Consider the following 20,436-nt stretch of genomic DNA (forward strand, 5'->3'; position numbering starts at 1 on the left):
AGCGCCGGAGCGGTCGGCATCGCGCCGTGCGGACGTGGCGCCGTCCCTGCCATGGCCCGGCCACCGGCCCCGCCGTTCCCGGGCACGGCCGGCGCCACGCCCCCGGTCACCGGCCGGCGGGGCTCAGGCCCGCCGACCGGGCCAGCCGGCGGTAGGAGTCCAGCCGCCGCCCGTGGTCGTGGGTGCCCAGGGTGAGCAGCAGTTCGTCGGCGCCGCTGCGCCGGGCGAGTCCGGCGAGCGCTTCGGCCGTCTCCTGCCCGGTTCCGCCGATCCGGGAATCGAGTGCCTCGGCGAACAGGGCGCGCTCACGGTCGGTCATCTCCCGCTCCAGCACCTTCCGCGCCGGCTCCAGCGGCGGGAAGACCCCCCGGGTGCGGGAGACGACCGTCGCCCATACCTCCGGGACGTGCAGCGCCTCCGCCTCAGCGGTGGTGGCGCCCGCCGCCGCGCTCACCGAGACGACCACGTACGGCCTGCGGTACCGCTCCGGGGCCGAGGCGGAGGGCCGGAAGGCCGCGCGGTAGCCGTCGATCGCGCGCAGCATCCGCTCCTCGCCGCGCACCGGGGCGATCACCAGCGGCAGCCCGCGCTCGGCGGCCGCCCGAGCCCCCGAGCCCGTGGCCAGCACGAACACCGGCACCCTCAACCCCTGGGAGGGCACGGCCCGCATGCCCCGCGCGCCGTCGCCGGTGAACCAGTCCAGCAGCTCGTCCAGGTCGCCGCCGAACCGGTCGGCGGCCTCCTTCTCCGCTCCCAGCGCCCGCCGCACCACGCCGGTGAAGCCGACCGAGCGGCCCAGGCCCGCGTCGATCCGTCCCGGGAACAGTGACTCCAGCACCCCGAACTGCTCGGCGACCACCAGCGGCCGGTGGTTGGGCAGCATCACCCCGCCCGTCCCGACCCGGATACGGCCGGTGGCCGAGGCGACGGCGGCGGCTAGCACGGTCGGCGCGGACCCGGCCACGCCGGGGACGCCGTGGTGCTCGGCCACCCAGAAGCGGTGGTAGCCCAGCGCCTCGATCTCCCGGGCGAAACGCACGGTGGCGCGCAGGGCCTCGTCCGCGCCCTCCCCCTCCCGGACCAGGGAGCGGTCCAGGACCGACAGGCGGACGGTGCGCAGCGCTTCATCGACCATGTACGTCCCAACAAGCGCGGCGGTGGGGGATTCCCGCGCCGCGCCCGCCGCCTGTGAGCGTTCAGCCCTCCCGGACGCCGTCCTCCAGCAGCCCGGCGTCGTGGACGAGCAGAGCGATCTGGACCCGGTTGTTCAGGCCCAGCCTGGCCAGAACGCGCGAGACGTGCGCCTTGACGGTGGGCACGCTCAGATACAGCTCGGCGGCGATCTCGGCGTTGGAGCCCCCGCGCCCCACCGCGACCGCGATCTCCCGTTCCCGCCCGGCCAGCTCCGCAAGCCTGTGCCGGGCCCGTTCGCGCCGCTCGTCACGGCCGGAGGTGACGGCGCGGGCGATCAGCCGTCGGGTGACGGCCGGGGAGAGCACCGGCTGCCCGGCGGCCACCCGCCGCACCGCCTCGACGATCTCGGCGGGCGGGGTGTCCTTGAGGACGAAGCCGGCGGCACCGGCCCGCAGAGCGCGCAGCACATGGTCGTCGGCGTCGAAGGTGGTGAGGACGATCACCTCGGGCGGATCGGGCCTGCGGCGCAGCGCCTCGGTGGCGGCCAGCCCGTCCACGTCCGGCATCCGGATGTCCATCAGCACCACGTCCGGCCGGTGGCGCTCCACCAGCGGTGGCACCTCGGATCCGTCGGACGCCTCGCCGGCGATCTCGATGCCGGGCGCGCCGCCGAGCATCAGCTTCAGGCCGGCGCGTACGAGGGGGTCGTCGTCGACGAGGAGGACGCGGGCGGTCCGGTCGGCAAAGGTGTGGCCGTCGGTCATGCCCGCCACGGTAGCCAGGCACGCAACCTGAAGTCACAGCCGTCCCGGCCGTGTTCCAGCCGCCCCCCGGCGAGCGCGACACGTTCGGCCAGGCCCACCAGCCCCACGCCCGCCCCGGGAACGGCCGGCCCGGACGTGCTCCGGGCTGTGTTCTGGGTGGTGTTCTGGGTGGTGTTCTGGGTGGTGCCTCCCAGCCGGTTGCGGACCTCCACGGTCAGCCCGCGGCGGGGCCCCCCGGCGACCACCACCTCGATCTCACAACCGGCCGCGTGCTTACGGGCGTTGGTGAGCCCCTCCTGCACCACGCGGTAGGCGGTGCGCCCCACCGCCCGCGGTACGTCCGCCGCCCCGCCGGTCTCCTGCCGCAGGTCGACGGGGGTTCCGGCGCGACGGGTCTCCTCCACCAGCCGGGGCAGATCCGCCAGGGTCGGCTGGGGGTGCTCGGCGCCGTCCCGCGTACCGTTCCCCGCGTCGCTGCGCAGTACGCCGATGACCTCGCGCAGTTCCTCCAGTGCCTGGTGGGCGCTCTCCCGGATCACTCCCGCGGCCTGCCGCACGTCCCCCAGTGGCACGTCGGGCCGGTACTCCAGGGCACCGGCGTGGACGCTCAGCAGCGACAGCCGGTGGGCGAGCACGTCGTGCATCTCCCGGGCCATGGCCTCGCGGGTGTCGCGCCGGGCCCTGTCGTAGAGCGAGGCGAGCAGTTGCCGCCGGGAGCGGACGTACAGGCCCCAGCCGACCACCCCGCCGATCAGCACCAGGCCGATGAACACGTCCAGTTCCGGGGGCGTGTGCGGGTCCGGCCGGACCAGTACCGTCGCGACGAGGCAGACGAGCGCGAGGGCGGTCACCCAGACGACCGTGCGCGGCCGGCGGTGCACGGCGACGGTGAACAGGGCGACCTCCAGCGGCCCCGCGACGAAGTGCGAGAAGACGCCGACCGGCAGGATCGCCAGCGCGACGCCCACCGGCCACCTCCGCCGCAGCCACAGCGCGGCGCAGGCCAGGGCGCCAGCGATCTGGTCGGCCGCCAGCCGGGCGTCGGAGACGGCCGGGTTGTCGACGACCGGCTCCGAGGTGACCACGCTGAAGACGGCGGCCAGCACGAAGGCACCGGCGTCGACGGCCCATTCGCGTCTGCCGCGCCGGACGGGTTCACCGGGTATGAGACGGAGCATGGCGCGAACCTACCGGCGGCCCCAGCCGTCCGCGTCGGTCGCGGTCCGGCCGTATACCGAAGTCGCGCGGCCGGATACCTTCGTCGGTCGTTTTGGCCGGAGGCGGTTCATAGCCTGCGGGCATGAGAGGTCTTCTGGGATTCGTGTCCTTCGTGCTGATAACGCAGGGAGTGGGCGGACTGGCCCACCACTTCGGCTGGTTCGAGCTGTGGGGGCTCGTCCACCGGGCCGGTTTCCTGGACGGCCACGAGGTCTACGCGAGCATCGTGCTGATCGTGCTCGGCCTGGCCGCGGGCGGCCTCGCGGAGCGGGCCGGGAGCTGAGCCCCCGCCGTACGCGGCTCACCGTCCGCGCCCTTGCCCTCCTCCGGCCGAGCCGGTCCCCCGTCCGGCCGTTGCGGGTTCGCCGCGCCGTACGGAGCAGCCGCGCATGCGCGTGGACGCGTCCTTCACCCAAAGGACCTGTGCGGAGAGTCGACGGAGAGAGCGGGGGGCCGCCGGTGGGTGTCACGCTGGGCGAGGAGATCATGCTGCTGTCGCTGGACGACGCCTCCGGTGCGACGAAGGCCCTGTCCTCCACGGGCTGGGGCGTGGCGGGCGGCATCCTGCTGGATCTGGTCATGGCCGGGCGGGTGGCCGTCGAGGGCGGGCGGCTGGAGGTCGCCGATCGCACTCCGACCGGTATCCCCCTGCTCGACGGGCGCCTGGATCGGATCGCCGGCTGGACAGGTGGCGGAAAGCGGAAGAAGGCCTCCGACTGGCTGGCCGAGGACCAGGCCAAGTCCGTCCGGGCGGCGGTGGAGAGCCTGTGCGAGCGCGGCCTGGTCGCCGAGGAGCGGGTCCGCGTCCTCGGCCTCTTCCCCGTGCGGCGCTATCCGGAGGCGGACGGCTCGGTGGAGCGGGAGGTGCGCGAGCGGCTGGCCTCCGTGGTCACCGGCGGCGCGGACCCCGACGACCGTACCGCCGGCCTGGTCGCCCTGCTGCACGCGGCGGGGCTGCACCGGCAGGCGTTCCCCGGTCTGCCCCGCAAGCGGGTCGAGCCGCGTATGGCCGGGATCGCCGAGGGCGACCGGGCGGGCGACAGCGTCCGCCGGGCGATCCGCGATGTGCGGGCCGCGGTCGCGGTGGCCACGACGATCACCGTGGTCGCGGCCACCTCCTGAGCCCGGTGCCGGAACGGGCCCGTGCCGGGTGCGCCGGCGGTCACGGCCTTCCCGGCGTGGTCCTCCGGTCGTCCTGCCGGGCGGTGCGCAACCGCCGCCGGCTGGCCGCGTGGACGGCCGCGGTGATGCGGTTCAGCCGTTCGGACTCCAGCGACCAGGTCTGCCAGTGGAGGGCGACGTCGCGGTGGGCCCGGTCCTCGAGCAGGATCAGCCTCCCGTCGGCGAGGTCCGTGTCCAGCTGGAGCTCCGGGATCATGCCCCATCCCAGGCCCGCCCTCAGGGCCGCGAGGAATCCCTCGGACGACGGGATGGTGTGGGTGGGCGGGGTCCGGTCGACGCCTCGGGAGCGGAGCACCTGGCGCTGCAGGTCGTCCTTGGCGTTGAACTCCAGCATGGGCATGCCCGCCCAGTCGACGTCGGCTCCGTTGGTGAACCGCCGGTGCAGCGCGGGGGCGGCCACGGGCACGTAGCGCATGAAGCCCAGCCGCTCGACCCGGCATCCGTTGACCGGCGCGGGGTCGGCGGTGACGGCTGCGATGACGTCCCCCTGGCGCAGGAGCCGGCTGCTGTGGTCCTGGTCCTCCACGTGCAGGTCCAGTGTGGTGTCCGTCCAGCCGGCGGCCTCGTGGAGGACGGGCACGAACCAGGTGATCAGGGAGTCGGCGTTGACGGCCACCGGTGTCACCGCCCGGGAGGAGACCCCGTTGCCCAGCGCGTGCCGGGTCTCCGTCTCCAGCACCTGCACCTGGCGTGCCATGCGCAGCAGCACCGCTCCGGCCTCGGTGGGGGCGCACGGCACGCCCCGGCGCACCACCGTCTGGCCCACGGAGTTCTCCAGGGCCTTGATGCGCTGGCTGACGGCCGAGGGGCTGATCCCGAGCAGGTCCGCCGCGGCCTCGAAGGTCCCCTCGTCGATGATCGCGGCCAGGGCGCGCAGATGCTCGAAGTTCATGAAGAAAATCTAATGCATACATCATTCTTTTCATTTGTCTGTAGTCAGCAGGCTGGCTAGCGTCAGGGCCATGTGGGGTACCTGGGGTGCCGGGCTGGCGGCCGGCCTGGCTTTGATCATCGCCATCGGCGCGCAGAACGCGTTCGTGCTGCGGCAGGGCATCCGCCGGGAGCATGTCGGGGCTGTGGTGGCGCTGTGCACGGCCGGCGATGTCGTGCTGATCCTCGGCGGCACCGCGGGGATCGGGGCGCTGGTGTCCCGGTTCCCCGGCGCCCTGGAGGTGCTGCGGTGGGCGGGAGCCGCCTATCTGGCGTGGTGGGCGGTGCGCTCCTTCGTCTCCGCGGTGAGACCCGCCTCGCTGAAAGCCGACGCCGCCCGGTCGCGGAGGTCGGTGATCACCACCACCCTGGCCCTGACCTTCCTGAACCCCCATGTCTACCTCGACACCGTGGTGCTGCTGGGCAGCCTCGCCAACCAGCAGGGCCCTGACGCCCGGTGGGTCTTCGCCGCCGGGGCGGTGACGGGGAGCGTGATGTGGTTCTCCGCTCTCGGCTACGGCGCCAGGGGGCTGTCGGGCGTGCTCAACAGTCCGCGCACCTGGCGGGTGGTGGATCTGGTGATCGGCGTCGTGATGCTCGTCCTGGCGGCCGGCCTGGTCCTGGGGTGACGGCCCGGGGGTGACGGCCCGGGGGTGACCCGCCCGCGGTGCGTCACCGCGGCAGGAGGGCCTCGAAGTCCACCGTCCTGTCGCACCAGCGCTCCAGCAGCATCCGGTCGTGGCCGACCGCGAGCAGCGCCGCGCCGTGTTCGCGGCGGTACTCCTCCACGGCGGCGACGAGGGCGGCGGTGGTGGAGGCGTCGAGCATGGCGGTCATCTCGTCGCAGACCAGCAGCCGGGGGCGCAGGACGAGCGCGCGGGCCAGGCAGGCGCGCTGGAGCTGGCCGTCGCTGACCTCGTGGGGGCGGCGGGCGAGCAGGTCGCCGCCGAGGCCGACGGAGGCGGCCAGCGCGGGCAGCCGGCCGGGGACCTCGGCCCGGCGGCCGGTGGCGCGCAGGGGTTCGGCGATCAGGTCGGCGAGGGTCAGGCGCGGGTCGGCGGCGAGGCGGGGCTGCTGGAAGACGACACCGACGGTCGTGCGCAGCTCGCGGGGGGCGCGGTGGCGGAAGCCGTACGCCGTCCGTCCGGCCAGCCGTACGGTGCCCGCCCGCGGCCGGTGGAGCAGGGCGGCGACGCGGGCCAGGGTGGATTTGCCGCATCCGCTGGGGCCGAGCAGCCCGACGGCCTCGCCGTCGCCCACGGTCAGGGACGCCCCGTGCAGTACGGGGGCGCGGCGGTCGTATCCGGCGGTGACGCCGCGCAGTTCCAGCGCGGGTCCGGGCGCCGGCTCAGGCGTCGGTCCGGATGTCGGTTCAGGCATCGGCGGTCTCCGGGGCGTGGGAGTGCGCGTGGTGGCAGGCCACCGCTCCGGCGCGGGATCCGGCCAGGGCGGGCACGGCGGCGCAGGCGTCGGTGGCCCGGTCGCAGCGCGGGGCGAAGGCGCAGCCGGCGGGCAGGCCGTCCAGCTCGGGCGGCATGCCGGGGATGGGGGTGAAGGACCGCTCGGGCAGCGCCTCCAGCAGCCCGCGGGCGTACGGGTGCCGGGGGCCGGGTGCGCCGAAGAAGTCCGTGGCGTCGGCGAGTTCGACGATGCGTCCGGCGTACATCACCGCGACCCGGTCGGCGATGCGCTCGGCGGCGGCCAGGTCGTGGGTGATGAGCAGCAGGCCCCGTCCGGCGTCCACGTGGCGGCGCAGTTCGTCCGCGGTGCGGTCCACCAGGTCGCGGTCCAGGCCAGTGGTCGGTTCGTCGGCGATCAGCAGCGGGGCCTCGCCGACGAGGGCGAGGGCGGTGGCGGCTCGCTGGGCGAGACCGCCGGAGAGCTGGTGCGGGTACCGGTCGAGGTGGTCGGCGGGGAACGCCGCGCGCTCGGCGGCCGCCTCGGCGGCCCCGCGCGGCTTCGGCCCGGTTGCGCCGGTCAGCTCCCGCACCGTCTCCTCCAGCTGGGAGCGGACGGTGCGCACGGGGGTGAGGTGTGAGGCGGGACTCTGCGGCACCAGGGCGATACGGCGGCCCCTCACGCGCCGGGCCAGCTCCTTCTCCCCGGCGGTGAGCAGGTCCAGGCCGTCCAGCAGGGCCGCACCGCCCACCCGGGCGTTGCCGGGCAGCAGCCCCAGCAGCGCGGAGGCCAGCACCGACTTGCCGCAGCCGCTCTCCCCCACCATCGCCAGGCACTCGCCGGGGGCCAGGTCGAAGGAGACCCCCGTCACGGCGGCGACGGTGCGCCCGCCGCGCAGCGGGAAGCGTACGGACAGCTCACGTACGGACAGCTCACGTACGGACAGTTCGGCCGTCACAGCGTCAGCTCCGATCGGACGCGCGGGTTGATCCGCTCACGCCAGGCGCCGGCGAGTCCGGCGATGGCGAGGGTGGGGACGACGATGAACAGGCCCGGCCAGAGGGTGGGCCACCAGGCTCCGGCGAGCAGCGAGCCGCGCGCGGCCTCGGCCATGGTGCCGAGGCTGGCCTGGTGGGCGGGGATGCCCAGGCCCAGGAAGGACAGCGCGGACTCGTGCCAGATGGCGTGCGGCACCATCAGCACCGCCGCGAGCCCGGCCTGCGGCAGGACGCCGGGCAGCAGGTGGCGTACGGCCACCCGCCACCGCGAGGCGCCGCCGGAGATCGCGGCGTCCACGTACGGGCGGTTGCGCAGGGAGTGGGTCTCGGCCCGGACGATGCGGGCGGTGGACAGCCAGTGAGTGAGGCCGACGGAGGCGATGACCGGCCAGATCCCGGGCCGGAACATGGCCACCACGAAGATGCCCAGGAGCAGGTGGGGCACGGAGGCGAAGACGTCCACGATCCGCATCACCAGCCGGTCGGTGCGCCCGCCCAGTGCCCCGGCCAGGCCGCCGACGGCGATGCCGACGACCGTGGCCGCAAGGGCCGCGACCACGCCGACCAGCAGCGAGACGCGCAGCCCGTGGACGCAGCGCAGCAGCAGGTCGCGGCCCAGTTCGTCGGTGCCGAAGGGGTGTTCCCAGGAGGGGGGCCGGAGCTTGGCCGCGAGGTCGACGGCCTGCTGGTCCAGGGGGAAGGCCGCCGGCGCCAGCAGCGCGGCCAGGACGGCGGCGGCGGTCAGGACGGCCGAGACGCGGGCGCGCCGGGCACGGGCGCCCGGCGGACGTCCGGGGCCGCGCCGCGCGGCGGCGGGGACAGGGGCTTCGGCGGGGGTTTCGGCGGGGGCCGGTGCGGGGGCGGTCACATCTCCTCCGGGTCGATCCGGGGGTCGGCCAGCACGTAGAGCAGGTCGGCCAGCAGGTTCCCGGCGAGTACGGCGGCGGTGGCCAGTACGGTCACGGCGGCCAGGAGCGGGAAGTCGGTGGCGGTGGCGGCGCGGACGGTGGCCGAGGCGATGCCGGGCCAGCTGAAGACGGTCTCCACCAGCAGGGCGCCGGTGATCAGTTCGGGTATGCGGGTGCCGATGAGGGTGAGCACCGGCAGCAGCCCCGACCGCAGGGCGTGGCCGAGCAGTACGGTGCGCTCGCGCAGGCCGCGGGCGCGGGCGCCGCGCACCGGGTCCTCGTGGAGCGCGTCGGCCACTCCCTGCCGTACGTACAGGGCGAACCACGGCAGCTGGGAGAGGGCGAGCACGGTCACCGGCAGCGTCAGATGGCGGGCCAGCGAGCCGGCGGTGACGGTGTCCTCGCCGCTGTCGGTGAGTCCTCCGGCGGGCAGCACGCCGAGCTGGAGGGCGAAGAACCAGACGGCCAGCAGTCCGAGCCAGAACGGCGGGGCGGCCTGGAGGACGTAGGAGCCGCCGGTGACGCAGCGGTCGAGCCGGCCGCCCCGGCGGCGCGCGGCGGCGACGCCGAGCACGGTGCCGAGCACCACCGCGAGGAGGAACGCGAGCGCGCACAGCAACACGGACCAGCCCAGGTGTTCGCCGACGACCTGGGCGACCGGCCGGCGCAGGGAGACCGACTGGCCCAGGTCGCCGGTCGCGGCGGAGGCGAGCCAGCGCCACCACTGCTCGGCGAACGGGCCGTCCAGGGCGAGGTTCTCGCGCAGCCGGTCGAGGGTGTCCTGGGAGGCGCGCAGCCCGGCGCTCCCGGCGTACTGGCGCACCGGGTCGAAGGGGGAGGCCGCGGCGAGCGCGAAGACGCCGAGGGTCACGGCGGCCAGGACGGGGACGGCGGCCAGCGCCCGCCGTCCCGCCAGGCGCGCCATCGGGGCCCAGGGCGGGCCCGTGCGCGGTTGCGTCCTCACTTCTTCGGCCGCCATTCCTCGACGTTCCACCAGGGGCCGGTGCCCAGACCGTGGTCGTGGGGCTCGACCTGGGTGGTGACCTCCTGCCAGGCGTCGTCCATCACGTACACGTGGTCGATGTGGGTGAGGAAGGTGTAGCCGGGGTTCCGCGCCAGTTCGCGCTGGACGGTGGCGTACGCCTCGGTGCGGGCGGCGCGGTCGTCGGTGCGGCGCGCCTCCTCCAGCGCCCGGTCGACGTCCGCGTTGTCGTAGGCGGCCATGTTGTTGAAGCCGTCCAGGGCGAGGGAGGAGTGCAGCAGGGGGTAGAGGTCGAAGTCGGGGTCGGCCGGGCTGCCGCCGCCGGAGAGCACGGCGTCGTCCTTCATGCGCGGCTCGATGACCTCCCAGGTGCCGGACTCGACGGTGATGTCGATGCCGATCTCCTTGGCGTCGGCCGCGTAGGCCAGGGCGTGCTCCTGGCGCAGCCGGTCGCCGGAGGGGTACCAGAGGGTGAAGGCGGCGCGGCGGCCGTCCCTGCGGCGCACCCCGTCCTCGCCGGCCTTCCAGCCGGCGTCGTCCAGGATCTCCCGTGCCCCGTCCGGGTCGTGGCGGCGTTCGGTGCCTTCCGCGAACCAGGGGCTGCCGGTGGGCACGGGGCCGTACGCGGCCCGGCCGGCGCCGCTGAGCACGCTGTCGACGATCGCCTGCCGGTCGACGGCGGTGTCCAGGGCGCGGCGTACCGCGCGGTCGCCGGTGACGGGGTTCGCGGTGGGGAGGGTGACGGCGCGGAAGTCCGCGGTCCTCGCCCGGATCACGCGCCGGCCGTCGTCGCCGGCGAAGGTGTCGGCGAGGGCGGGCGGCAGGACCGCGGCGTCGAGGTCGCCGGAGCGCAGCCGGGTGGCGCGTATGTCGTCGTCCTCGATGACGGCCATGGTGAGCTTCTCCACCTCCGGCGCGCCGCCCCAGTAGTCGGGGTTGGCCTCGAAGGTGAGCTTCTCGCCGCGGCTCCAGCCGGTGAGGACGTAGGGGCCGGTGCCGACCGGCTCGGTGTTGTAGGGGCCGGTGTTGACGTCCTGTCCGGCGGCGGTCTCCTTGGAGGCGATGGGCAGCACGGTGCGCTCGGCGAAGGCGGCGTAGGGGTACTTGAGGCGGAAGACGACGGTGTCCTCGCCCTCGGCGGTGACGCTGTCGAGGGCGTCCAGCTCGCCCCGGGAGGGGTTGTTGGTCCTCTCGTCGAGGATGGTCTCGTAGGTGAAGACCACGTCCTCGGCGTCGAAGGGCGTGCCGTCGCTGAAGGTCACCCCCTCGCGCAGGGTGTAGGTGTAGGTCCGGCCACCGTCGCCGGTCTCGGGGAGCTTCGCGGCGAGGGCGGGCCGCAGTTCCATGCCGGTGTCGTGCCGCAGCAGCCCGTCGAAGATCTTGGAGTTGCCGTCCTTGCCGTAGCCGAGCAGGGGGCTGAGGGTGTCCGGTTCCTGGGCGATGCCGACGACCAGGGAGTCGCCCGTACCGCCGCCCGCGCCGTTTTTCCCGCCGGCCGGCGCGGAGCAGGCCGCCGTTCCGGCCAGCACCGCGCCGGCCGTCATGGCGGCGGCCGTCCGTGTCATCCGCAGTCCCATGGTCCACACCCCTGCTGCTTATAAGTCGTTGTTGCAAACAGCTTGCAATTAAACCGCAGGAGCGCGCCACCCCACCCCCTCCCCCTCTCCGGCCGGACCCGGCGTCCGGCGCTTCGATCACTCTTCGGTCACCCCGTGATCACGAAAGATCTTCCGAACCGGTTTATCCGAGGCTTCTGTGGACTAGACCTTGACTCCCTGATTGGTCTGCGCCAAAGCTGTGCAGACCCCACGCTCGTTCCCCCCACGCCCGTACCGTCGGCAACCTCCCAGGGGACAGCCATGCCCGTCCGTCGCCCTTTCCGCCTCCTCGCGTCCGCCCTGTCCGCCGCACTGCTGCTGAGCGGCTGCGGTGCCTTCGCCGACACCGGCGACCAGGAGCAGGACCGGACCCTCGACGTCTGGCTGATGCGGGGCAGCCTCTCCGGCGAACTCACCGACGCCGCCGTCCGGGACTTCGAGCGGCGCAACCCCGGTGTGGAGGTGAAGGTCACCGTCCAGGACTGGCCGGGGATCGACAAGAAGGTCACAGCGGCCCTCGGCTCCGGCGACGCGCCCGACGTGATCGAGGTGGGCAACACCCAGGTCGCCCAGTACGTGGAGGCCGGCGGGGTCTCCAACCTCACCATCAAGGTCTTCGACCTCGGCGGCGACCACTGGGTCCCGGGCCTGGAGGAGCCGGGGAAGATCGACGGCTATCAGTACGGCGTCCCCTTCTACGCCGCCAACCGCGTCGTCATCTACCGCAAGGACCTCTTCGAGCACGCCGGGATCACCCAGCCGCCCACCACCCGCGAGGAGTGGATCGAGACCACCTCCCAGCTCAACCAGCCCGGACGGCAGGGCATCTACCTGCCGGGGCAGAACTGGTACGTGCTGGCGGGCTTCATCTGGGACGAGGGCGGCGACCTCGCCGTCGAGCGCAGCGGCCGGTGGGCCGGCACGCTCGACACCCCCGAGGCGCTGCGCGGCATGGAGTTCTACAAGGAGCTCCAGTCCTACGGCCGGGGCCCCGTCGACTCCGACGAGTCCAGCCCGGAGCAGCGCGAGTTCTTCGCCGGGAACGAGATCGCCCAGATCATCGACGTGCCCGGCGCCGCGGAGCTGATCGTCGAGAAGAACCCGGAACTGGCGGGCAAGCTCGGCTTCTTCCCGATCCCCGGAAAGGAAGCGAAGGAGCCGGGCGCGGTCTTCACCGGCGGTTCGGTGCTGATCATCCCCGAGCGGGCCGCCGAGCCGGACGCGGCGTACTCCTTCGTCAAGCTGCTGACCGGCGAGAAGTGGCAGCGGAAGCTGGCCCAGACGATGAGCGTGGTACCCAACAGCACCGAGCTGGCCGACGCGCTGGAGGACGACCCCGGTGCCGCGGCGATGGCCGAGGGCGCCCGTAACGGGCGCGCCACCCCCAACTCCCCGCGGTGGGGCCGCCTGGAGGCGGACAACCCGATCAAGGCGTACCAGACGCAGGTGCTGCGCGGCGCCGACCCGAAGGCGGCGGCGCGCGAGGCGTCCCGGCGGATCACCGCGATCCTGAGCGGGCGCGGCTGACGCACGGCCGGCCGCGCACCGAACGCCAACCGCGGTCCGCCGACGCCCCGGCGCCCCCGCTCCGCACCGGAGCCGGGTGCCGGAACGGGGGCGCCGGGCCCGTGACACCGGCGGCGCGGCACCGGGGTCACGGCACCGCGGCCATGTCGCCGGCCGTCACGGGGCGCCGGGCTCGCCGCCCGGGGTCACAGGCCGGGCGGGGTCACGGGGCCGGGGAGGCGGACGGCCCGGGGTCAGGCGGACGCCAGACCGCGCCCGCGCAGCCACAGAAGCTGCTCGCGCTGCTGCGAGGAGCGGCCCCCGGCGTGGTCGCCGAAGTGCCACACCCTGATGTCCTTGTCCTCCCCCGCGTAGCGGTGGTAGGCGGCGAAGACGGTCGACGGCGGGCAGACCGGGTCCATCAGCCCCACGCTGAACAGCGCGGGAGTGGTGGCGCGGCGCGCGAAGTGCAGGCCGTCGAAGTAGTTCAGCGTGGCGAAGACGGCCTCGGGGTCGATGCGCTGGTGCACCCCGAGGTAGTGGGCGATCTCCGGGTACGGGCCGGCCGCGGCCAGTTCGGCGCCGCGCCGGAAATGGCACAGGAAGGGCACGTCCACCAGCGCCGCCGCCACCTTCTTTGGCGCCAGCCCGGCCACGGCCAGGGCCAGTCCGCCCCCCTGGCTGCCGCCCACGACCACCACCCGGTCCGGGTCCACCACCGGGTGCTCGCGCACGGCGTCCACGGCGCGCACGCAGTCGGCCATCAGCCGCCGGTAGTAGTGGTGGGCGGGGTCGTCCAGGCCGCGGGTCATGAAACCGCCGACGTACTGCGGGGTGGTGTCCGGATCCGGGTCGGGGGTGTCGTGGCCCTGCCCCCGGCTGTCGACGACGAGGGTGGCGTAACCGGCCGCGCTCCACAGCAGGTGCTCGATGTACAGGCCCCGGCCGCCGCTGTAGCCGATGTAGTTGACCACCGCCGGCAGCGGCCCGTCCGCACCGCGCGGCAGGATCAGCCAGGCCGCGACGGGCTGGCCGTCCCAGCCGGGGAAACGGACGTCGAACACCTCCACGGTGCTCAGCGGCGCGTCCTCGACCCGCCGGTACTCCGCCGGTCCGGACGCCGCCGCGCGGGCGGCCGTCAGCGTCTTGGACCAGAAGGCGTCGAAGTCCGCGGGCTCGGCCACCTCGGGCCGGTAGGCGCGCAGTTCCTCCAGCGGAAGATCGGTCAGCGGCATGCGGGTGTCCGTCCCCTCGTAGCGGCAGGCGATAGAAAGCGCTTTCCCCGGAAGAACCTACGTCCCGCCGGGGCCCCGGTCAACGCTATCCGCCCCGCCGTGGGCCGGACGGGTCCGGCAGCCCGGTGACATCCGGCCGCGACACGGCCCCGGGCAACCGGCCCCGGCCTAGCGTGGCCCGGATGAGCACCCCTCCCACCCGCCCGGAAAGCGCTCCTGCACCTGATGCCCCGGTTCCGGCTCCCCACCCGGAACCACCACCGCCCCCGTCCCCGCGCCCCGGAGCACACGGCCCGCGCCGGGACCTGTACGCGGCGGGCGCCGCCGCGGCCCTGTTCGCCCTGGCCGCGCTCGTGGGCCACCTCCTGTACGACTTCGAGGTCCTGCGGCTGCGGTGGCCTCCGCTGTACGCGCGCCGGCTGCCCCACACCGGTCCGGGCACGCCCGCCGCCCTCTGCCTCGCCGTCCTCACCGTCGCGTACGGCCCGCCGCTGGCGCGCCGACTGCCCTGGCGGCGCCTGCTGCCGGCCGCCTGGGGCGGTGCGATGGCCTGGGCGTGGTCGCTGGCGCTGGTCGACGGCTGGGACCGGGGGGCGGCCGGGCGGCTGACGACGAAGTACGAGTACCTCCGATCCGTCGGCGACGTCCACGACATCGGTATGACGCTGCGCACCTTCACCGACCGCATCCTGATGGACTCCCCCGACAACTGGCCCGCCCATGTCGCCGGCCATCCCCCGGGCGCGCTGCTGACCTTCGTCGGGCTGGACCGGATCGGGCTCGGCGGCGGCGCCTGGGCGGCGCTGTGGTGCGTCACACTCGGCACGTCGGCCGCGGTGGCGGTGCTGGTGACGCTGCGGGCGCTGTGCGGGGAGGGGACGGCCCGGCGTGCGGCGCCCTTCCTGGTGCTCGCCCCGTCCGCCGTGTGGACGGCCGTCTCGGCGGACGGCTACTTCGCCGCCGTCGCCGCCTGGGCCGTCGCCCTGCTGGCCCTGTCGGCCACCGGCGCCTCCCGCGCGCCGCGCGCCGCCGCGCTGGGCTCGGGCGCGCTGTTCGGCTGGCTGCTCTACCTCTCCTACGGGCTGACGCTGATGGCGGCGGTCGCGCTGACCGTACTGATCGCGGCCCGCACCGCGCGGCCCGTGCCGTACGTCCTGCTGGGCATGGTCCCCTGCGCGGTCGTCTTCACCGCCGCCGGCTTCTGGTGGTACGAGGGCTACACCACCCTGGTCGAGCGCTACTACCAGGGCGCGGCGGGGGTGCGGCCGTACGCCTACTACGTGTGGGCCAATCTCGCGGCGCAGGTTCCGGTGGTGGGGCTCGCCGTGGTGGCCGGGCTGCGGCGAGCCGCCGAGCTGCGGCGCGGCGCGCTGGTGGTGCTGCTGGCGGGCGCGGTGTGCGCGGTGCTGGCGGCGGACCTGTCGGGGATGAGCAAGGCCGAGACCGAGCGCATCTGGCTGCCGTTCACACTGTGGCTGCTGCCGGCCGCGGCCCTGCTGCCCGCCTCGGGCCGCCGCCGGTGGCTGGCGGCCCAGGCGGCCGTGGCCCTGTCCGTCAACCACCTGCTGTTCACCGGCTGGTGACGCGGCGGGGCCTTCGCCACGGCCCGCCCTGCATCGGCCCGCCCTCCGCCCCGCCGCCCGGCCCCGGGCGCTCGCGGCCGGGCGGCGGGGCGGAGACGGGGCCGGCGGCGGAGACGGGGAACCGGGCGGTGGCACGCAGACCGAGGAAGACACGGCCGCCTGCGCTCCACTCCTCCTCCACCGTCCAGCCCTCCTCCTCCGCGCGGGCCCGCAGGGCGCTCGGGCCCAGCCGGGCCCAGGGGAAGGAGGGCACGGACCGTTCGGGGTGCGTCCGCCTCCCGTCGTCCAGTCTCGCCCGGAACCGCTCCTCGACGTCCGCCGACGCCGCCTCGGCCAGCAGCAGCCCGCCGGGAACCAGCAGTTCACGCACCCGGGCCAGGAGGACGGCCGGTTCCCCGCCCACGCCGATGTTGCCGTCCATCAGCAGGGCACTGCCCCAGCGCCCCTCGTCCGGCAGCGGGTCGAACACCGAGCGGCACAGCGCGGCCCCGCCCCGCTCGCGGGTGCGGCCGACGGCGGCCGGCGCGGTGTCGACGCCCAGGGCCGGGCGGCCCAGCCCGGCCAGGGCGGCGACCAGCCTCCCCGGCCCGCAGCCGATGTCGAGCACGGCGCCGGTGCAGCGCCGCAGCACCGTCCAGTCGGCCTCGTCCGCGCGGGCGCACCAGCGCTCGACGTCCAGCGGCAGCCGACGGCTCCCGGGACCGCGCAGGAAGAGAGGACCGCGTCCGGTGCGCAGCGCCCGGGTGTACGGGTCGGCGCGCCAGGGGTGCCGGAGCGGCACGGCCCCGGCGGGATCGGCGGGATCGGCGGACACAGCGGGATCGGCGGACACGGCGGCTTCCGCGGCCCGCACGGCCGCCGGCCCGGCTCGCGGATGCGAGACCGGGGAGACCGGAGGGGTCGGGGAGGCGGTCACCGGGCCACCGCCTGCCGCAGCCGGGCGTGTTCGGCGGCGAAGCGGCCCCGGGTGAGAGCCGCGACCTCGGCTGCGTCCTCCGCGGTGTCCACGTCCCGCAGCACCGGCAGGTCGCGTACGGCCAGCCCGGCCTCCAGCAGCCGCCGCCGCTGGAGCGCACCGGTGCGACCGGTGGACATCGGCACGCCGCGCACCAGTCCGGGATCGGGATCGGCCAGACCCAGCGCCCAGAAACCGCCGTCGGCGGCCGGGCCGAACCAGGCGGCGCGGCCCTCCCAGGCGTCCGGCGCGAGCGCCGGGGCCAGCAGGCCGGCGGTGAGCTGCGGGGTGTCCATGCCCACCAGCAGGGCGGGGCCGCGGCATGCGCCGAAGGCCGCAGCGATCCGTTCGTCCAGCCCGCCCTCGCACTGCGGCAGCACCTCGTAGCCGTCCGGCAGCCAGGGGCCGGTGCGGCCCTCCAGCACCAGCACCCGGCGGCGGGCGGGCAGCGCCGCCACCACCGCCAGGGTGTCGGCGAGCGCCGCCTCGGCAAGCCGGGCCGCCTCGGCGGGGGTGAAGGGCGGGGTGAGCCGGGTCTTGACCCGGCCCGGCACCGGCTCCTTCGCGATCACCAGCAGCGTCGTCCCCGCCTCCGGGGCGCGGCGGGGAGGGCTCACCGGGCCCGCCGGGGGCGTGGGGGGCGTGGGGAACGTCGGGCTCACCGCAGCACCTTCCGCATGTCGTGGACGGCCTGCCAGGTGCCGCGCCAGGTGCCGGTGACCTTCGAGCGGCCCGTGCGCGGGCGGTAGGGGACCTCCGTCTCCCGCACCCGCCATCCGGCGTCGGCCGCGTGCACCACCATCTGCAGGGGGTAGCCGCTGCGCCGGTCGGTCAGGTCCAGTTCCAGCAGGGCGTGGCGCCGGGCCGCCCGCAGCGGGCCCAGATCGCGGAGCCGCAGTCCCGTGCGCCTGTGCACCATCCGGGCCAGCGCCAGGTTCCCGGCCCGGGCGTGCAGCGGCCAGGCACCGCGTCCGACGGGTCTGCGGCGGGCCAGGACGAGGTCGGCCTCGCCCTTGCGCACGGGTGCGGCGATCCGCTCGGCCGCGCCGGGATCGAGGGAGGCGTCGCAGTCGCAGAAGGCGACGATCTCGGCCTCGGCGGCGAGCAGTCCGGTGTGGCAGGCGGCGCCGAAGCCGCGGCGCGGCTCGTGCACCACGCGGGCCCCGAGCTCATGGGCGATGCCGGCCGAGCCGTCCGTCGAGCCGTTGTCGACGACGACGGCCCGCCAGCCGTCGGGAATCCGGGACAGCACCCAGGGCAGTGCCCGGGCCTCGTTCAGACAGGGCAGCACGATCTCCCCGCGAAGGGCTGTGGGGTGGGTCACCCACCTCACCTTACGAGAGCAAAGCAGTCATTTCGGTCATCACGCCCGTCGAAACGCGGCCACCGCCCACCACCGCACCACCCGCCCGCCGGCGGCCGGCGATCACCGCATCAGGGGATCACCGTGCCGACCGCGGCCGCACCCGGCACCGGCTCCGGCGGCTCCCCGGGCGGCCCTTCCGACCGCCCTCGCAGCGGCTCCTTCGCGAAGCGCGCCATCCCCTCGGCGAAACCCACCTCCGGCTTCCAGCCCAGCTCCCGGCGCAGCCGCTCGGAGGAGGCGGTGATGTGCCGTACGTCCCCCAGCCGGTACTCCCCCGTCACCACCGGCTCGGGCCCGCCGAAGGCCGCCGCCAGCGCCCGGGCGGCCTCGCCGACGGTGTGCGGCTGACCGCTGCCGGTGTTGTACGCGCGCAACGACCCCCCGGGCCGCTCGCCGAGCGCCTCCAGGGCCGCGACGTTGGCCGCCGCGACGTCGCCGACGTGGACGAAGTCCCGGCGCTGCGCACCGTCCTCGTACACCCTGGGCGGCTCGCCGCGCTCGAGCGCGGAGCGGAAGAAGGAGGCCACCCCCGCGTAGGGGGTGTCGCGGGGCATCCCGTCCCCGTAGACGTTGTGGTAGCGCAGGCTGACGGCCCGTCCGCCGGTGGCGCGGGCCCACACCGCCGCCAGGTGCTCCTGTGCCAGTTTGGTGGCGGCGTAGACGTTGCGCGGGTCGGCGGGGGCGTCCTCCCCGACCAGGCCGGGCTCCAGGGCGGCTCCGCACTCCGGACAGGGCGGCTCGAAGCGGCCGGCCTCCAGGTCGCGCGGCGGGCGGGGCCCGGGCCGCACCTCCCCGTGGCGGGGACAGAGGTACCGCCCCTCCCCGTACACCACCATCGACCCGGCCAGCACCAGGCGCCCCACCCCGGCGCGGGCCATCTGCGCCAGCAGGACGGCGGTGCCCAGGTCGTTGGCGCCCACGTACGCGGGGGCGTCCGCGAAGTCCCTGCCCAGGCCGACCATCGCGGCCTGGTGGCAGACCGCGTCCACCCCGCGCAGGGCCCGCGCCACCGCCTCGGCGTCGCGGACGTCCGCCCTCACCCCGCTCTCGCCGACCGTGATGCCGCCGGCGGTGTCGGCGGCGGTGTCGGCGGCGGTGTCGAGCACCACGGGCTCGTGGCCCGCGTCCCGCAGGGCCTCGACGACATGCGAGCCGATGAAGCCGGCTCCTCCGGTGACCAGTACGCGCATGAGGGCACGCTAGGACCGCTTCCGGCGCGGCGCCCGTCACCGGCCGGGCGCGTCAGCGATCCGCGGGAGAGGCGGTGCCCATGCCCACCCGTCCGGACCAACGGGTGTGTGATCGACCATGCCCGCCGGCCGCTTCTGGCCATCCGGGTGCGGTCCTGCCAGGATCCCTGCCATGGCCAACGATCTCCTGCGTGATGTGTATGTCGTCGATGCGGTGCGCACCCCGATCGGCCGGTACGGCGGAGCACTGGCCCGGGTCCGCCCCGACGACCTGGCCGCCCATGTCATCCGCACCCTGGTCGACCGCACCCCCGACCTCGACCCCGCCCGAATCGACGACGTCGTCTTCGGCAACGCCAACGGCGCCGGCGAGGAGAACCGCAACGTCGCCCGCATGGCCGCCCTCCTGGCCGGCCTCCCCGTCACCGTCCCCGGTGTGACCGTCAACCGGCTGTGCGCCTCCGGTCTGGAGGCCGTCCTCCACGCGGCCCGCGCCATCGCCTGCGGCGACGCCTCCGTCGCCATCGCCGGCGGCGTGGAGTCCATGTCCCGGGCCCCCTGGGTGCTGCCCAAACCCGAACGCGGCTTCCCGGCCGGGCACCAGCAGATGTACTCCACCACCCTGGGCTGGCGCATGACCAACCCCGCCATGCCCCCCGAGTGGACCGTCTCCCTGGGGGAGGGCGCCGAGCAGGTCGCGGACAAGCACGCCATCACCCGCGAGGCCCAGGACGCCTACGCGCTGGCCGGCCACCGCAAGGCCGCCGCGGCCTGGGCCGAGGGCGCCCACGACGCCCAGACCGTGCCCGTTCCCGGCACCGACCTGGCCCGCGACGAGTCCATCCGCGAGGCCACCTCGATGGAGGCGCTGGCCAAGCTCAAGCCTGCCTTCCGCGCCGACGGCGGCACCGTCACCGCCGGCAACTCCTCCCCCCTCAACGACGGCGCCGCCGCCCTCCTGCTCACCGACGAGGCCGGCCTGAAGGCCACCGGCCGCACTCCCCTGGCCCGCATCGGCGCCTCCGCCACCACCGCCGTCGAACCCAACCTCTTCGGCCTCGGCCCCGTCCAGGCCGTGACCCGCGCACTGGACAGGGCCGGCCGCGCCTTCTCCGACCTGGACGTCGTCGAGCTCAACGAGGCCTTCGCCGCCCAGGTCCTGGGCTGCCTGGCCGAATGGCCCGACCTCGACCCCGCCGTCGTCAACCCCCACGGCGGCGCCATCGCCCTCGGCCACCCGCTGGGCGCCTCCGGCGCCCGCCTGGCCGGGGCCGTCGCCCACCACCTGGCCGCCACCGGCGCCCGCACCGGCCTCGCCGCCCTGTGCATCGGCGTCGGCCAGGGGCAGGCCCTCGTGCTGGAGCGCTGAGCGGACCCGTACGGCCGACCCGCGCCCGCCCCTGCGCCCCACCCGTACACCCACCCGCGCGACCGCGTGTACGGCCACCGGGGCCCGCCGCATGACGGCGGGCCCCGGTGGTACACGTGG

General features: G+C 75.3%; 20 protein-coding genes. 6 read left to right on the forward strand and 14 right to left on the reverse strand.

Going from position 1 to position 20,436, the window contains the following annotated elements:
* Positions 1–106 precede the first annotated feature (106 nt).
* The 3 genes from CUT83_RS12155 to CUT83_RS12165 all read right to left on the reverse strand — a co-directional run bounded on the left by CUT83_RS12155 (position 107) and on the right by CUT83_RS12165 (position 3,076).
* On the reverse strand, positions 107–1,135 hold the full coding sequence (locus CUT83_RS12155; RefSeq protein WP_101255859.1) for an MsnO8 family LLM class oxidoreductase: 1,029 nt from the start codon (positions 1,133–1,135) through the stop codon (positions 107–109).
* Between the two features lie 61 nt (positions 1,136–1,196).
* Positions 1,197–1,898, reverse strand: coding sequence for a response regulator (locus tag CUT83_RS12160; RefSeq protein WP_101255885.1), 702 nt, complete (start codon positions 1,896–1,898; stop codon positions 1,197–1,199).
* Complete coding sequence (locus CUT83_RS12165; protein WP_101255860.1) at positions 1,895–3,076, reverse strand: sensor histidine kinase; 1,182 nt, start codon at positions 3,074–3,076, stop codon at positions 1,895–1,897. Before CUT83_RS12165 ends, CUT83_RS12160 begins: the two co-directional genes overlap by 4 nt.
* A gap of 122 nt (positions 3,077–3,198) precedes the next feature.
* Here CUT83_RS12165 and CUT83_RS12170 point away from each other — a divergent pair, with 122 nt between their 5' ends.
* Both CUT83_RS12170 and CUT83_RS12175 read left to right on the forward strand, forming a co-directional pair.
* Positions 3,199–3,399, forward strand: coding sequence for a hypothetical protein (locus tag CUT83_RS12170; RefSeq protein WP_101255861.1), 201 nt, complete (start codon positions 3,199–3,201; stop codon positions 3,397–3,399).
* A 176-nt stretch (positions 3,400–3,575) separates the two neighbouring features.
* Positions 3,576–4,238 (forward strand): GOLPH3/VPS74 family protein, encoded by a 663-nt coding sequence (locus CUT83_RS12175; protein ID WP_101255862.1) that lies wholly within the window; start codon positions 3,576–3,578, stop codon positions 4,236–4,238.
* A 40-nt stretch (positions 4,239–4,278) separates the two neighbouring features.
* Here the strand turns inward: CUT83_RS12175 and CUT83_RS12180 are convergent, their stop codons facing one another.
* Positions 4,279–5,190: a LysR family transcriptional regulator ArgP gene (locus tag CUT83_RS12180; RefSeq protein ID WP_101255863.1), complete on the reverse strand. Its 912-nt coding sequence runs from the start codon at positions 5,188–5,190 to the stop codon at positions 4,279–4,281.
* Positions 5,191–5,260: 70 nt separating this feature from the next.
* On the opposite strand from CUT83_RS12180, the gene CUT83_RS12185 reads away from it, so the two are divergent.
* Complete coding sequence (locus tag CUT83_RS12185; protein WP_173915063.1) at positions 5,261–5,857, forward strand: LysE/ArgO family amino acid transporter; 597 nt, start codon at positions 5,261–5,263, stop codon at positions 5,855–5,857.
* A gap of 43 nt (positions 5,858–5,900) precedes the next feature.
* On the opposite strand, the gene CUT83_RS12190 is transcribed toward CUT83_RS12185, so the two are convergent.
* Genes CUT83_RS12190 through CUT83_RS12210 form a run of 5 tightly spaced genes read right to left on the reverse strand, consistent with a single transcriptional unit; the run spans position 5,901 to position 11,091 of the window.
* The gene (locus CUT83_RS12190; protein WP_101255864.1) at positions 5,901–6,608 is read right to left on the reverse strand and encodes an ABC transporter ATP-binding protein; all 708 of its coding nucleotides are present in this window, start codon (positions 6,606–6,608) and stop codon (positions 5,901–5,903) included.
* A complete protein-coding gene (locus CUT83_RS12195; protein ID WP_240958536.1) occupies positions 6,601–7,584 on the reverse strand; it encodes an ABC transporter ATP-binding protein in 984 nt (327 codons plus the stop codon). Before CUT83_RS12195 ends, CUT83_RS12190 begins: the two co-directional genes overlap by 8 nt.
* Complete coding sequence (locus CUT83_RS12200; RefSeq protein ID WP_101255865.1) at positions 7,581–8,492, reverse strand: ABC transporter permease; 912 nt, start codon at positions 8,490–8,492, stop codon at positions 7,581–7,583. The genes CUT83_RS12195 and CUT83_RS12200 overlap by 4 nt, the downstream gene beginning before the upstream one ends.
* A complete protein-coding gene (locus CUT83_RS12205; protein ID WP_101255866.1) occupies positions 8,489–9,511 on the reverse strand; it encodes an ABC transporter permease in 1,023 nt (340 codons plus the stop codon). The genes CUT83_RS12200 and CUT83_RS12205 overlap by 4 nt, the downstream gene beginning before the upstream one ends.
* Positions 9,493–11,091 (reverse strand): ABC transporter substrate-binding protein, encoded by a 1,599-nt coding sequence (locus CUT83_RS12210; protein ID WP_101255867.1) that lies wholly within the window; start codon positions 11,089–11,091, stop codon positions 9,493–9,495. The genes CUT83_RS12205 and CUT83_RS12210 overlap by 19 nt, the downstream gene beginning before the upstream one ends.
* Before the next feature lie 282 nt (positions 11,092–11,373).
* Here CUT83_RS12210 and CUT83_RS12215 point away from each other — a divergent pair, with 282 nt between their 5' ends.
* Complete coding sequence (locus tag CUT83_RS12215; protein ID WP_101255868.1) at positions 11,374–12,639, forward strand: sugar ABC transporter substrate-binding protein; 1,266 nt, start codon at positions 11,374–11,376, stop codon at positions 12,637–12,639.
* 233 nt (positions 12,640–12,872) lie between these two features.
* Here CUT83_RS12215 and CUT83_RS12220 read toward each other — a convergent pair whose 3' ends face one another.
* Positions 12,873–13,853, reverse strand: coding sequence for an acetylxylan esterase (locus tag CUT83_RS12220; protein ID WP_101255869.1), 981 nt, complete (start codon positions 13,851–13,853; stop codon positions 12,873–12,875).
* Positions 13,854–14,035: 182 nt separating this feature from the next.
* On the opposite strand from CUT83_RS12220, the gene CUT83_RS12225 reads away from it, so the two are divergent.
* On the forward strand, positions 14,036–15,436 hold the full coding sequence (locus CUT83_RS12225) for a hypothetical protein (protein ID WP_101255870.1): 1,401 nt from the start codon (positions 14,036–14,038) through the stop codon (positions 15,434–15,436).
* On the opposite strand, the gene CUT83_RS12230 is transcribed toward CUT83_RS12225, so the two are convergent.
* From CUT83_RS12230 to CUT83_RS12245, 4 genes are all read right to left on the reverse strand, one after another.
* A complete protein-coding gene (locus tag CUT83_RS12230) occupies positions 15,423–16,250 on the reverse strand; it encodes a methyltransferase domain-containing protein (RefSeq protein WP_206282693.1) in 828 nt (275 codons plus the stop codon). The two genes, CUT83_RS12225 and CUT83_RS12230, sit on opposite strands and share 14 nt — an antisense overlap.
* Before the next feature lie 98 nt (positions 16,251–16,348).
* The gene (locus CUT83_RS12235) at positions 16,349–17,008 is read right to left on the reverse strand and encodes a TIGR04282 family arsenosugar biosynthesis glycosyltransferase (protein WP_240958537.1); all 660 of its coding nucleotides are present in this window, start codon (positions 17,006–17,008) and stop codon (positions 16,349–16,351) included.
* A 41-nt stretch (positions 17,009–17,049) separates the two neighbouring features.
* Entirely contained in the window at positions 17,050–17,715 is a 666-nt protein-coding gene (locus tag CUT83_RS12240; protein WP_101255871.1) for a glycosyltransferase family 2 protein, read from the reverse strand.
* A 110-nt stretch (positions 17,716–17,825) separates the two neighbouring features.
* On the reverse strand, positions 17,826–18,947 hold the full coding sequence (locus CUT83_RS12245) for an NAD-dependent epimerase/dehydratase family protein (protein ID WP_101255872.1): 1,122 nt from the start codon (positions 18,945–18,947) through the stop codon (positions 17,826–17,828).
* A gap of 172 nt (positions 18,948–19,119) precedes the next feature.
* On the opposite strand from CUT83_RS12245, the gene CUT83_RS12250 reads away from it, so the two are divergent.
* Positions 19,120–20,316 (forward strand): thiolase family protein, encoded by a 1,197-nt coding sequence (locus tag CUT83_RS12250; protein WP_101255873.1) that lies wholly within the window; start codon positions 19,120–19,122, stop codon positions 20,314–20,316.
* The last annotated feature ends 120 nt before the right edge of the window (positions 20,317–20,436 follow it).

The organism is Streptomyces barkulensis (genome assembly GCF_002843305.1).
GTDB lineage: Bacteria > Actinomycetota > Actinomycetes > Streptomycetales > Streptomycetaceae > Streptomyces > Streptomyces barkulensis.